This window comes from Gordonia sputi NBRC 100414, assembly GCF_000248055.1.
In the GTDB taxonomy this organism is placed as follows: domain Bacteria; phylum Actinomycetota; class Actinomycetes; order Mycobacteriales; family Mycobacteriaceae; genus Gordonia; species Gordonia sputi.
In genome coordinates, this window is record NZ_BAFC01000135.1 from 1 (window position 1) to 13,355 (window position 13,355).

Genomic DNA, 13,355 nt, shown 5'->3' on the forward strand with positions numbered 1-13,355 from the left:
CCCACCGCCGTATCTTCATGTCATGGATGCAGCAGGTAGCGACGTCGGAGACTTCCTCAGGACGCGCCGCAACCGCCTGACACCTGAACAAACCGGGATCATCGCCGGTGGCCGTCGACGCGTGAAAGGGCTCCGTCGTGAAGAGGTCGCAACACTTGCAGGTATCAGCGTCGACTACTACGCGAAGATGGAGCGTGGCGATCTGAGTGGTGTGTCGCCGCAGGTGGTCACTGCCTTGGCCCGCGCATTACAACTCGACGAAGCGGAAGTCGACCACCTTCACGCTCTCGTACGTGCCGCGGATCCACGGTCAACTCAATCTCGCAGTCGATCTGGACGCACTACGATCCGACCGGGTCTGCAGCGGTTCATCGATGCTGTGACTGAAGCACCCGTCTGGGTACGTAACAGACGCATGGATTACGTTGCAGCGAATCCAATGGGGAGAGCGCTGTACTCACCACTACTCGACGACAGCACCAGCAAAGTCAATACTGCGCGCTTCATGTTCCTCAACCCCGCGTCCCGTGACTTCTTCCCAGACTGGAATCAAGGCGCAGATGACATCGTTGCGACGCTACGCACCTACGCCGGTGCCAATCCTCACGATAGCGAGCTCACCCAACTGATCGGCGAACTCGCGACGCGCAGCAACGCGTTCCGAATGCGTTGGGCCGCGCATCATGTCAGGCACCATCGCGCCGGAATCAAACGTGTTCATCACCCGGACGTCGGAGATCTCGAATTAGCATACGAGGCAATGGAATTGCCGTCGTATCCAGACCTGCACATGTTTGCTTGCACGGCCGAACCTGGCAGCCCTAGTGACGAACGGCTGAAATTGCTGGCCAGTCTCGCGGCGTCGATCGGGAACCACTAGGGCCGCGGGCGCCGACGAAGCAGGTTGCCGAACTATCGACTGACTCCCGTCTCGTCGATTGCAGCCGAAACTCTGTTCTGTCGAGTCCGCGGCGGTGACTGCTCGATGGCTCGTGCGACTCGCACGATTGCCTGAGTCTTCGACACCGGCTCGGACCTATCTTCGCAGACGCTCAGCAATTCTCGACTTTTGTCTGAAGGGCCAGGTCGCTGTCTCAACTTCTCAACATTGGGGGTGTGAGTCTCAACATCTCTGCGCGTCAGCACAGCATGAACAGTGATCTAAGTCACAAAACTGCCAAACCTGAGTGGAATGGACTCAACTCTACTCGCGTTGAACAACTCGAGTGGCCATAATTGAGCCACAGAGACTAAAGAACGCAACGTAAACGTAGAGAAAGAGGTACCACGAAGTGGACAGCTTCACCCCGACCACCAAGACACAGCAGGCGTTGAGCGCTGCCGTGCAGGCGGCGGCCGCTGCTGGTAACCCCGACGTACGTCCCGCCCACATCCTGGTGGCTTTGCTCGACCAGTCCGATGGGATCGCATCGCCGCTGCTCAAGGCGGTCGGAGTGAATCCGTCGACTATTCGCGCACAGGCCCAGGCCATGGTCGATCGGGCGCCGACGGTGTCGAGTGCCAGCGCTCAGCCGCAACTCTCCCGCGAGTCGATCGCGGCGGTCACGGCCGCCCAACAGCTCGCGACCGAATTGAACGACGAGTACGTCTCCACCGAGCACCTCGTCGTCGGATTGGCGACCGGTGATTCCGACGTCGCCAAGCTGTTGCATGACAACGGCGCAACGCCGCAGGCGCTGCAGGAGGCGTTCGTCGCCGTCCGTGGCACCGCGCGCGTGACGTCCGAAGACCCCGAATCCACCTATCAGGCGCTGGAGAAGTACTCGACCGACCTGACCGCGGCTGCACGTGAGGGCAAGCTCGACCCGGTCATCGGGCGCGACTCCGAGATCCGTCGTGTGGTGCAGGTGCTCAGTCGTCGTACCAAGAACAACCCGGTGTTGATCGGTGAGCCAGGTGTCGGCAAGACCGCCATCGTCGAGGGGCTCGCTCAGCGCATCGTCGAAGGCGACGTACCGGAGTCGTTGCGCAACAAGACCGTTGTCTCGTTGGACCTCGGATCGATGGTTGCGGGCGCCAAGTATCGCGGCGAATTCGAGGAGCGGTTGAAGGCCGTGCTCGACGAGATCAAGGGATCGGCCGGACAGGTCATCACCTTCATCGACGAGCTGCACACCATCGTAGGTGCCGGTGCCACAGGCGATTCCGCCATGGACGCGGGCAACATGATCAAGCCGATGCTTGCTCGTGGTGAGCTGCGACTCGTCGGTGCCACGACCCTGGAGGAGTACCGCAAGTACATCGAGAAGGACGCCGCACTGGAGCGTCGTTTCCAGCAGGTGTACGTCGGCGAGCCGAGCGTCGAAGACGCGATCGGCATCCTGCGTGGCCTGAAGGAACGGTACGAGGTGCACCACGGTGTACGCATCACCGATTCCGCATTGGTCGCTGCCGCAACACTTTCCGATCGCTACATCACCTCGCGCTTCCTGCCCGACAAGGCCATCGACCTCGTCGACGAGGCGGCGTCGCGCCTGCGGATGGAGATCGACTCGCGCCCCGTCGAGATCGACGAGGTGGAGCGTGTCGTCCGACGCCTCGAGGTCGAAGAAGTCGCGCTCGAAAAGGAGCACGACGAGGCGTCGAAGCAACGTCTGGAAAAGCTGCGTCAGGAACTGGCCGATCAGAAGGAGAAGCTCAACGAGCTCTCTGCGCGCTGGCAGTCGGAGAAGACCGCCATCGATGCCGTTCGCGACACCAAAGAAAAGCTGGAACGCCTTCGCGGAGAAGCGGATCGCGCTGAGCGTGACGGCGATCTCGGCCGCGCGGCCGAGCTGCGCTACGGCAAGATTCCGGGCTTGGAGAAGGAGTTGGAAGCCGCGATCGAGAAGACCGGCACCGACCCTGACGAAGACGTGATGCTGCAGGAGGAGGTCGGCCCCGACGACGTCGCACAGGTCGTGTCGGCGTGGACGGGCATCCCCGCGGGCAAGATGCTCGAGGGTGAGACCGCCAAGCTGCTGCGCATGGAAGACGAACTGGGACAACGCGTCATCGGTCAGAAGGACGCTGTCGTCGCGGTCTCCGACGCCGTGCGGCGTGCACGCGCAGGTGTCGCCGACCCGAACCGGCCGCTGGGATCGTTCCTGTTCCTCGGACCGACCGGTGTCGGCAAGACCGAGCTGGCCAAGGCGCTGGCGGAGTTCTTGTTCGACGACGAGCGCGCGATGGTGCGCATCGACATGAGTGAGTACGGCGAAAAGCACGCCGTCGCAAGGCTTGTCGGTGCACCTCCCGGCTACGTCGGCTACGAGCAGGGCGGTCAGTTGACCGAGGCTGTGCGGCGTCGTCCGTACACGGTGGTCCTCTTCGACGAGGTCGAGAAGGCTCACCCCGACGTCTTCGACATCCTGCTGCAGGTTCTCGACGAAGGACGCCTGACCGACGGTCAGGGCCGCACCGTGGACTTCCGCAACACCATCCTCATCCTGACGTCGAACCTCGGTTCGGGTGGCGACAAGGACCAGGTGATGGCGGCAGTGCGCGCGGCCTTCAAGCCGGAGTTCATCAACCGACTCGACGACGTCGTGATCTTCGACGCGCTGAGCCCGGAGGAACTGGTGTCGATCGTCGACATCCAACTCGGCCAACTGCAGAAGCGGCTCGCACAGCGTCGCCTCGAGTTGCAGGTCACGCCCAAGGCCAAGGAATGGCTCGCCGAGCGGGGATTCGATCCGCTTTACGGCGCGCGTCCGCTGCGTCGCCTGGTGCAACAGGCCATCGGCGACAAGCTCGCCAGGGCGTTGCTCGCCGGTGACGTCCGCGACGGCGACGTCGTTTCGGTCGACGTCAGCGCCGACGGCGACGGTCTGGTTGTGGGCTGACCGGCCCAGAACTGATACGCAGGCAGGCCTGACAGGCTGAGAAAGGTCCCGACCCATTCGTGGGTCGGGACCTTTCGCTTGTGAGGGGGCGGTGTGGTTCGGGTGTGTTCAGGTGCTCACGCGGCGGGCACAGCCGAGATGTGCGGCTCGAGACGCTTGAGGGCCTGCCGGATCCGCGACTTCGCGGTCGGCAGTGCGACGCCTAGTTCGTCGGCAACCTCGCGGTAGGTCATGCCGCGGAAGTAGGCCAGCTCGATCGCTTCGCGCTGCAGTTCGGTCAGCCGTGACAGCAGGGACCGCACTTCGCGGACGGTTTCGCGGCGCTCGGCGGATTCGCTGACGACGTCGTGTTCGATCCGCGTCGACTGCTCGGCGGTGCTGTAGACGTGAAGTCGACGCTTCGCCGCGGTCTCCGAGCGAACCCGGTCGACGGCGCGTCGATGTGCGAGCGTCATCAGCCATCCGAGCGGTGAGCCCGACTCAGGATCGAAGGTGTGCGCCGACCGCCAGACCGTCAAGAAGACCTCCTGCGTGGTCTCCTCGCTGAGACCGCGGTCTCGGACAATGCGCAGAACCATGCCGTAGACGCGGTGGCTGGTCTCGTCGTAGAAGGCGGCAAAGGCACGCGCATCTCCCTCCGCGATCCGGGAGAGCAGTGCAGACAGGTGTCCCGTTGAATCACTCATGTCGAGCTCCTGTTCGAAGTGCGCAGCGCCGACTTCTCGACGTGGGCTAAACGCTAGGTCCTCGCGCACGTGGACCGTCAGGGGCGACAGTGGATTGCGACGAACTCGAAACCGAGGAAACTCGTGGTCACGAAGTGATAACGCGACAGGGCGCAATGGGTAAACGATTCCAGTCTATGAACGGGTCAGTCGTCAGCCAGAGCTTGATAGAGCCAGGACACGACGAGCGCACCCGGATCGACGACGCCGCGCGCATTCTCGCCGACGTAGCTGGCGCGGCCCTTGGTTGCGGTCGTGTCACGCGTGGATTCGGCACCTTCGGCAGCCTTCTCGGCGACGTCGGACAGAGAGTCGCCATTCTCCAAAGCGTCGACGGCCGGGCTGAGCGCGTCGACCATCGTGTTGTCGCCGACCTGGGCGCCCCCGAGATCCTGGATCTCCGCGAGCGCATGCGAGGAGCCCTCGCGGATTGCGGCCTCGACGTCGTCGGTCTCGGAGAACGCATGGGCCAACTCACGGAAGAGCACGCCGAAAATGACGCCGGATGTCCCGCCGGAGCGGACGAGATACGACGTGCTGATCGCGCTGAGAACCTGGCTGTCGGTACCGCGCACAGGGAGGCTGAAGTGCGACAGCGCGGCTTCCATGTTGGTACCGAAATCGCCGTCGCCCGCTTTCTGGTCGAGCTCGGTCAGGTCGTCGATCGACTCCTGGACGTGCCGGACGAAACGTGTCAGCCATTCGTTCTCGGCCCCGTCGTCCGCGGAATCCGACGGCTCGGCGAATGAGGTGTCGCTCAGCGGGGCGGTTCCCCGTGACGGGTTTGCGGCCCATCCCGGGGCGGTGGTCGGTGCGTCGAAAAGCGACACGACCTCGTCGTCGGCCCGCAGCAGGGTGATCGAGACGCCGCGCATGTCGAGGGCTGTGACGAATGTTCCGACCATCGGCCGAGCTATGGAGATCCCACGGCGGTCAAGATCTGCGACGACCTCACCGAACACGAGGTCGAGTTCGAGTGGGTGTGCGGCGCCCAGGCCGTTGACCAGGCAGATCACCTCTTCGCCGTGGGTAAGTGAGAGGGCGTCGACCAGCGGGTCGACCATGCGATTGACGAGCTCACGGGCGCCGACGCGGGCGGTGCGTTCACGGCCGGCTTCGCCGTGGATGCCCACTCCGAACTCCATCTCGTCGGCGTCGAGCTCGAAGGTCGGCGCAGACTTCGACGGCATGGTGCACGCGTGATAGGCCACCGAGATGCTGCGGGCGTTGTCCGCTACTCGCCGGCCGATGTCGGCAACGGTGCCGAGATCGTCACCGCGAGCTGCCGCTGCGCCACAGATCTTCTCGACCAGGATCGTCGCGCCGGTTCCGCGACGACCGGGGCCGGTTGCGGAGTCGGACGCCACGTCGTCGGCGACGACCACGTGGTCGGTCTCGATGTCGTCACGCACCAGATGCCGCGCGATGCGAAAGTTCATGATGTCGCCGGTGTAGTTCTTCACGATGTGCAGCACGCCTGCGCCGCGGTCGGCCCACCGCGTCGCACCGACGATCTGCAGGGCGTTGGGCGAGGTGAAGACCAGTCCAGGGCAGGCGGCGTCGAGCATGCCGGTGCCGATCATTCCGGAGTGCATGGGCTCGTGACCTGACCCGCCGCCGGAGACGAGGGCCACCTGGCTCTCGCCGGCGCGCTCGCGCAGGTGCAGGAAACCGGGGGCTGACTGCCAGACGATGTCGGGGTGAGCGGCAACGAATCCGCGGAGCGAATCGGTGATGAAGGTGCCCGGTGAATTCAGGATGTAGTCGCTCACGCAATCCACCGTATCGGTAAAGCGGTTGGACATGCCGAGCGTGTCCGAGTCCCGCGATACGCTCGTCGGCGGACTGGGAGGCAGGGCACATGGTGGACGTGATCGTTGGCGACGATGGCTTGTCGCGCTGCACCTGGGCGGCGGTCGAGCCCGAGACGACCTATCACGACACGGAGTGGGGATTTCCGCTCACCGGCGACAACGCCTTGTTCGAGCGGGTCTGCCTCGAAGGCTTCCAGTCCGGCCTGAGCTGGCGAACGATCCTCACCAAGCGCGAGAACTTCCGGGTCGCTTTCGCAGGTTTTGACGTCGAGAAGGTCGCGCGCTTCACCGAGCGCGACGTCGAACGTCTTCTCGGCGACGCCGGGATCATTCGTCATCGCGGGAAGATCGAAGCGGCGATCAACAACGCGCGGCGCGCGAGTGAGCTCCTCGACGACGAGGGGTCGCTGGAATCCTTCTTCTGGCGGTATGCGCCTGCGGCAGAACATGTTCCGGGTTCGATGACGCTGTCCGAGGATTCGACGAGACTCTCGAAAGACCTCAAGAAACGCGGCTGGAAGTTCGTCGGTCCGACGACGATGTTCGCGCTGATGCAGGCGTCGGGCATTGTCAACGATCACGCCTACGACTGCGTGACCCGTCCGACGGTCGCCGCGGCGATCGACGACTATCTGGCGTCGCAGTGACTCTTGACTTCGAGTGAGGTTGAACTTTTAGCCTCGTCAGCATGACCGCCGATGCCACATGTTCATCGCATCACCCGCGCGTCATGCGTCGCGCGCACGTGCCGTCAGTGACTGCGCCCGGCGCGCTGCAGACCTGCGGCGGCCCGGACTGTGTCGGTGCGGCACTGACCGCCTCGACCCTTCCGTGCCAGGAAGCCGACGCCGACCTGTGGTTCGCCGAAGACCCCCGTGACCTCGAGCGTGCCAAGGCCATGTGCGCCGACTGCCCGCTGCGGGTCCAGTGCTTGCAGGCCGCGCTCGATCGTGCCGAGCCCTGGGGTGTGTGGGGCGGCGAGATCTTCGAGCGTGGTGCCGTGATCGCGCGCAAACGTCCTCCGGGCCGCCCGCGCAAGACCGCGGCCTGACATGACCCACGCGGCCCCCCGGCTGTAGCCCCCGAGACGGTGTCTGGGGCTAGCGCTCGCGCGGGCGCCGAGCGATCCGTATGACGTTTACGCCGGAAAAGGCCCGGACTGGCATACGGGTCGGGCTGGCATACGGAGCGGGCGGTCGGCCCGGGGTCCGCTCGGCGGCGGTGTGCCAGGTCGGGGTGCTGCTCGGGCGTCCGGCGATCTGTATGACGTTGACCCCGGAGATGGGCCCTGATTGTCATACGGATCCGCGGCGGTGTGCCAGGGTGCTGCTCGACCGCCCGGCGATCCGTATGACGTTGAACCGGGAAATCCGCTCAGACTGGCATACGGATCGGGCTCATGCGACAAGACGATCCACTGCGGCTAGGTGGTCAGCGTGGGTATGTGGTGATTGTTTCGCCTGTGCGGGTGCTGGTCCAGGTGATGGAGAGGTCGGTGTGCATGGTGGGTGTCCAGAAGCCGAGGTGTTTTCGTTGGTGGTCGGGGCCGCAGAGGGGGACGAGGTTGAACAGCACGGTCCAGCCGCCCGCGTGGGGGTCGGTGTGGTTGAACTTGACCAGGTGGTCGAGTTCGGTGTGTTCGGCGGGTTTCCCGCATTCGGGGTAGCGGCATACTCCGTGCAGGGCGATGACTTGTTGGCGGAGCCAGTCGGGTGGTCGGTATCGCAGCGCCCATGGTGGTGGAGCCATGTAGCCGCCGTGTCCGGTGGGGTCGGCGGGAGGTGCGGGATTGTCGGGCTGCCCCCATGAGGCGAGGTTGGATGCCATCGCGGCGAGGTTGAGCCCTGGGGAGGTGAGGTTCACCGCGAGACTCGGCTGGCCGGTGGTGTCGATGAGTGCGGTGAGGTCGGGAAACGCGACGGGTCGTGCGATGACGCCTGCGGCGAGTTCGGCTGCGTGAGCGGGGTCGATCACGCCGAAGCCGACGAGCCGGGGAACCGCGACGCCGGCGGGATCGATGAGTACTTCCAGCGCCGTCTGCTGTGCGGGCTCGGCTGTCGGCTCTTCGGCATTGTGCTCATCGCAGGTCGCGCTGCCAGCGGCCACCGCGTCGTCGGCCTCGCCGGTGTTGGGCAGATCCTTCTCGGGTGCCTCGTCTGCGTCAGTCACACCTGCGTCGGCATCGCCGGTGTCGGGCTGGTCGAGCGGTGCTGCGTCGTCGAATGGTGCTGTGTCGCAGTCTGTTTCGGGCTCGGATGGTGTGGCGGGGCAGTCGGGGGTGCCGCACTGGCAGGTGAGGTGGGCGCCGGGGAGGCCTTGGATGTCGGCGAGGGCGGCGACGCGGCGTCGGCCGTGGGAGCGGGGGTCATCGGCACAGAGTCGTTCGTCGATGAGTGTGGAGATGCGCTGGGCGAGGTGGAGGCCTTGTTCGGCGGGTAGGCAGCCGTCGAGGGTGACGTGTCCGTGTGTGTCGGGTCGGATGTGGATGTTTTGGTTGCGGTCGGCGAAGTCGTGGCGGGCACCGGTGGCGGCGTCGGGGTCGAGAGCGATGACCAGTTCGGTGAGTTGATCGCGCAGGGTGGAGTCGGCGGAGGTGCGTCGGGCGAGTTCGAGCGCGAGGGGTTCGGCCTGTGCTCGTAGCGACGGGTCGAGGATCGAGAGTTGGTCGGCGACGAGCTCGATGCGGGATAACCGGATGTGGCCGTCGAGGAAGGCGAGGGTGGTGTGGGGGAGGTCGGTGAGGTGGGAGCCGAGGATGGCGTAGCGGCGCGCGAGTGAGCGGAGATGCCGAGTTGTAGCGAGATTTCGGCGATGGCTGCTTTGTCGACGGCGTGGTGGGTGTGGGGTCGGGTGGCGGCGACGACGAGCATGTCGTCGGCGATCGATTGGCCGATGCGGTAGGCCAGCAGTGCGGTGCGTGCTTCGGCTTGGCGTGCGAGGCGTTGGGTGGTGCGGGCGACGTCGTTGAGTTCGACACCGGAGAGGTGACTGATCGTGTCGACGTCGGCGGCGGTGAATGAGAGCGGTGAATGAGGGAACGGTGACGTCGGGGTGTGGTCGTCGATGATGTCGGTCATGGCCACCCCCTTTTCGCCGTGTTGTCGGTGATCGCTTGTGTGTTCGATCTGACAACAACGCTACAGGGCGGGTACGACAATTCGGACACGTCGGAGAACGGCTGTGGAATATCGCCACCTAGACGTCGAATCCGCGTGCTGCGTGACTTGCGCGCTCGAACTGTCAACAATCCGACAATGTGTCATCATGCCTGCATGGAGTACGAATTCGGGTGGGGTGATGGCCCCGGCGAGCAGGTTGGCATCGGGATCGTCTGCCCGTTCGATATGGCTCTCGACCGCGAACTGTGGCGCTGGATGCCCGACGGCGTCTCGCTGCATTTCACCCGAACCGGATTCATCGACGCCCCGGTCGACGTCGACATGTGCAAGGACCTGAACAACCACGCCGAGATCGCGGCGGCGGTGCGCGCGATTTCGGCCGTTCGGCCCAGTGCATACGCGTACGCGTGTGCGTCGGGCAGCTTTGTCTACGGCATCTCGGGGGCAGTCGAACTCTCCAACTGCATGATGGGTGCCGGTGCGCAGCGGGCGGTGACGACGTCGGAAGCGCTGTTGCGTGCGTTGGATGCGTTGGGGATCAGTCGGATCGCCGTGGCGACGCCCTATACGAATGCGCTCACCGGGTTGCTGTGCGACTTTCTCGCGCAGGCCGGACGCAGCGTGGTGGCGCAGGCCGGACTCGGTCGTGACCACGACATCTGGACCATTCCGTATTCGGTCACGGCCGATCTGATCCGTGGCGCCGACCATCCGGACGCCGACGCGATCTTCGTGTCCTGCACCAACCTCTGGACCTACGACGTCCTCGGCGCACTCGAAGCCGAACTCGGCAAGCCGGTGCTCTCGGCCAACCAGGTGACCGCGTGGGCGACGCTCGTCGACGCCGGCGTGCTGTCGCCAGGGATCACTCACTCCTACGCGGTACCTGCTGCCGACCAGTCGCTGTTCGCGCGCGCCGCATGATCGACCCCTGCATGGGTTGAGCAACGTAGGGTTGGGTATGGCCACCGATAAGCCGTTCGACGCAGCGACCGATGCAAAGTACGTGCAGCTCACCACTTTTCGCAAAGACGGGACGCCCGTGGCGTCGCCTCTGTGGGCGGCCTACGACGGCGAGTCGCTGGTGATGTGGACCGAGACCGACTCGTGGAAGGTCAAGCGGATTCGACGCGACCCGCACGTCGTCGTCCAGGCATGTGATGTCCGCGGCACGAAGCTCCGGGGTCAACCGGTGGACGGAACCGCGACGATCCTCGACGCCGCCGGTACCGATCACGCGCGCAGTGCGATCTCGAAGAAGTACGGCATCGTCGGCTGGGTTCTCGTCAAGGCGAGCCTGATCCGTCGCGGCAAGGACGGTACGATCGGCATCGCGATCACACCGCGCTGAGTCGACGCCTCCGCGCAGCAGGAATCTCGTGATAGCAACGCGCCCAAACCATTTCGTGTTCGACGGGACTGATCGCACCTGAAGCGAGACGACCATCGGCGTCGCGCAGGAGGGCGGCGAGGTCGCAGATGCTCCGCCGGGTAGCTCGGGCAGTGGCGTCGGCTCCGTAACCGGTCCACGCCTCCATGGTGCGTGTCTGCGTGCGCACCAGATGTGTGCGCTGCCCGACGACCACGACCGTTGCGCACGCGACGACCATTCCACTCAGTAGTCCAGCAAGCCCGGAGCCACCCATCCACGACGCGATCAGTGCGGCGGTCAACACCGTGGCGATCGCGACGAAGGGCAGTGCTCGCCACAGGCGCAGCCAGCGCGCGTCGTCCTCGCTGGCGCCGGGCGGATACACGACGATGCGATGGCAGATCCAATGGCGCGCGTAGCCGACCTGGACGTATCCCCAGCGCGACGATCCTGACTCGTTCATGTGATCGGTTCTAACTCCTACACACGCGGGAGAGCGTATTCCTCACGACTTCTCGACGCCGTGATCGCAGATCTTGCCGCGCCTTTGACGCGCCTTTGACGAGGCCCGCTGCACGGCTGAGTCGGTCGGCGCGAAGGTTGCGTCAACAAACCCCGGTGCCGCGTATGGAACGCGTTAAGAGGTCTTCCTACACAGACGAATTAGACAGAAGCTGTGGTGCGCCGTTCGCCAGCTCGACGTTCGGCATGCCCAGCCAAGGAGTGTGTGACAAGTGGCCGATGTGCTTTATGTACTCGCCGCGTTGATCGGCTTCGCGCTATGTGTCCTGGTGGTCCGGGGCGTCGACGCGAGGATCGGCCGATGACTGCAGACGGAGTGTTGAACGTGGTTCTGCTGGTCCTGTCGGCGGCGACAGCGATCTACCTCATGATCGCGCTGATCAAGCCGGAAAGGTTCTGAACGTGAATTCATCCCTTGCGGGGGCGCTCCAGGTGGCGTTCGTCGTCCTGGTTCTCGCAGTCGTCTACGTGCCGCTGGGCGACTACATGGCCCGCGTGTACCGCAGCACTCGCGACCTGCTGCCCGAGCGCGCGATCTACTCGTTGGCTCGCGTCGACGCCCGACGCGAACAGACGTGGGTCGGCTACGTGCTTGCGGTACTGGCCTTTTCGCTGATCTCGTTTCTGTTCCTCTACCTGCTGCAGCGGCTGCAGGGCGTGTTGCCCTGGTCGGACGGCAAGCCAGGTGTGAATCCGGCGACGGCGTTCAACACCGCGGTCTCGTTTGTCACCAACACCAACTGGCAGTCGTATTCGCCAGAAGTGGTGATGAGCAACCTTTCCCAGATGCTCGGACTCGCGGTGCAGAACTTCGTGTCTGCCGCCGTCGGCATGGCTGTGGCCGTCGCGCTCATCAGAGGGTTGGTGAATCGACGCGGCGACGGACTGATCGGCAACTTCTGGGTCGACCTGACGCGTACGTGCGTCCGTATTCTCCTGCCGCTCAGCGTGATCGTCGCGATTCTGCTGCTGACTCAGGGTGTGGTGCAGTCGTGGCACAGCGGCTTCGGCTTTACGACGATGTCGGGTGATCCTTCCCGAAGCATGGTGGGGCCGTTCGCTTCTCAGGAGGCGATCAAGGAACTCGGAACCAACGGCGGCGGCACGCTGTCGGCGAACTCGGCGCATCCGTTCGAGAATCCGACGCCGTTCAGCAACGTCGTGGAAATCCTTGCGATCCTGATCATTCCGATCTGCCTGACACGCACCTACGGCACGCTGGTGCGCGATCGACGCCAGGGCCTCACGCTGCTCGGCGTGATGGCGGCGATCTGGGGTGTGATGCTCGCGATCGTGTGGACCTTCGAATCGCACACCAACGGTCTCGCCGCTCAGGCTGCCGGCGCGATGATGGAGGGCAAAGAACAGCGTTTCGGGATTCCCGGAAGTGCGTTGTTCGCGGTCTCGACAACCGGAACATCAACGGGCGCAGTCAATGCCGCGCACGACAGCCTTTCTGCTGGCGGTGGTGGCGCCGTGATCTGGAACATGCTTCTCGGCGAGGTCGCGCCCGGCGGCGTCGGCACCGGACTCTACGGAATACTCATGATGGCTGTGGTCACGGTGTTCGTCGGCGGTCTACTCGTCGGACGCTCGCCGGAGTTCCTCGGAAAGAAGATCGGCCAGAACGAGATCACCATGGCGGCGCTGTACGTGTTGGTCATGCCCGCTCTGGTGCTGGTCGGCGTCGGTGTCAGCGTTGCGATGGGTTCGACGCTCGACGCCCAGGGCAACAGCGGCGACCCGGGGACACCGGGATCGATCCACGGGTTCTCCGAGGTGATCTACGCGTACGCGTCGGCGTCGAACAATAATGGCAGCGCATTCGGTGGGCTGACGGTCACCAGTGACTGGTTCCAGACGTCGCTCGGAATGGCGATGCTGCTCGGCCGGTTCCTGCCGATCGTGTTCGTGCTCGCGCTCGCGGGGCTGCTCAGCCGCCAACGCCCGCGCGGGGT

At 64.6% G+C, this 13,355-nt stretch carries 12 protein-coding genes; 8 read left to right on the forward strand and 4 right to left on the reverse strand.

The annotated features are described in order from the left end of the window. The first annotated feature begins 22 nt into the window (after positions 1-22). Positions 23-880 (forward strand): helix-turn-helix transcriptional regulator, encoded by an 858-nt coding sequence (locus GOSPT_RS21905; protein WP_039857028.1) that lies wholly within the window; start codon positions 23-25, stop codon positions 878-880. Positions 881-1,292: 412 nt separating this feature from the next. Beyond that, positions 1,293-3,845, forward strand: a complete 2,553-nt coding sequence (clpB, locus tag GOSPT_RS21910) for an ATP-dependent chaperone ClpB (protein WP_005209214.1) — start codon at positions 1,293-1,295, stop codon at positions 3,843-3,845. Positions 3,846-3,961: 116 nt separating this feature from the next. Here clpB and sigK read toward each other — a convergent pair whose 3' ends face one another. After that, positions 3,962-4,531 (reverse strand): ECF RNA polymerase sigma factor SigK, encoded by a 570-nt coding sequence (gene sigK / locus GOSPT_RS21915; RefSeq protein WP_039857030.1) that lies wholly within the window; start codon positions 4,529-4,531, stop codon positions 3,962-3,964. Positions 4,532-4,716: 185 nt separating this feature from the next. Further along, entirely contained in the window at positions 4,717-6,375 is a 1,659-nt protein-coding gene (locus GOSPT_RS21920) for a dihydroxyacetone kinase family protein (RefSeq protein ID WP_005209218.1), read from the reverse strand. A gap of 56 nt (positions 6,376-6,431) precedes the next feature. Between GOSPT_RS21920 and GOSPT_RS21925 the strand changes: the two genes are divergently transcribed. After that, entirely contained in the window at positions 6,432-7,031 is a 600-nt protein-coding gene (locus tag GOSPT_RS21925; protein ID WP_005209221.1) for a DNA-3-methyladenine glycosylase I, read from the forward strand. A 107-nt stretch (positions 7,032-7,138) separates the two neighbouring features. Beyond that, positions 7,139-7,435, forward strand: coding sequence for a WhiB family transcriptional regulator (locus GOSPT_RS21930; protein WP_005209222.1), 297 nt, complete (start codon positions 7,139-7,141; stop codon positions 7,433-7,435). A 380-nt stretch (positions 7,436-7,815) separates the two neighbouring features. Here GOSPT_RS21930 and GOSPT_RS23755 read toward each other — a convergent pair whose 3' ends face one another. Beyond that, a complete protein-coding gene (locus tag GOSPT_RS23755) occupies positions 7,816-9,516 on the reverse strand; it encodes an HNH endonuclease signature motif containing protein (RefSeq protein WP_245548773.1) in 1,701 nt (566 codons plus the stop codon). Between the two features lie 140 nt (positions 9,517-9,656). Here GOSPT_RS23755 and GOSPT_RS21945 point away from each other — a divergent pair, with 140 nt between their 5' ends. Further along, the gene (locus GOSPT_RS21945) at positions 9,657-10,427 is read left to right on the forward strand and encodes a maleate cis-trans isomerase family protein (RefSeq protein WP_005209229.1); all 771 of its coding nucleotides are present in this window, start codon (positions 9,657-9,659) and stop codon (positions 10,425-10,427) included. Positions 10,428-10,464: 37 nt separating this feature from the next. Further along, positions 10,465-10,854, forward strand: a complete 390-nt coding sequence (locus GOSPT_RS21950; protein WP_005209231.1) for a PPOX class F420-dependent oxidoreductase — start codon at positions 10,465-10,467, stop codon at positions 10,852-10,854. Here GOSPT_RS21950 and GOSPT_RS21955 read toward each other — a convergent pair. Continuing rightward, positions 10,841-11,338 (reverse strand): DUF6611 family protein, encoded by a 498-nt coding sequence (locus GOSPT_RS21955; RefSeq protein ID WP_005209233.1) that lies wholly within the window; start codon positions 11,336-11,338, stop codon positions 10,841-10,843. The two genes, GOSPT_RS21950 and GOSPT_RS21955, sit on opposite strands and share 14 nt — an antisense overlap. A gap of 360 nt (positions 11,339-11,698) precedes the next feature. On the opposite strand from GOSPT_RS21955, the gene kdpF reads away from it, so the two are divergent. Both kdpF and kdpA read left to right on the forward strand, forming a co-directional pair. Then, the gene (gene kdpF / locus GOSPT_RS23400; protein WP_064861331.1) at positions 11,699-11,797 is read left to right on the forward strand and encodes a K(+)-transporting ATPase subunit F; all 99 of its coding nucleotides are present in this window, start codon (positions 11,699-11,701) and stop codon (positions 11,795-11,797) included. Positions 11,798-11,799: 2 nt separating this feature from the next. Beyond that, positions 11,800-13,355 (forward strand): potassium-transporting ATPase subunit KdpA (gene kdpA, locus GOSPT_RS21965; RefSeq protein WP_005209235.1); only part of this gene is annotated, 1,556 nt, incomplete at its 3' end.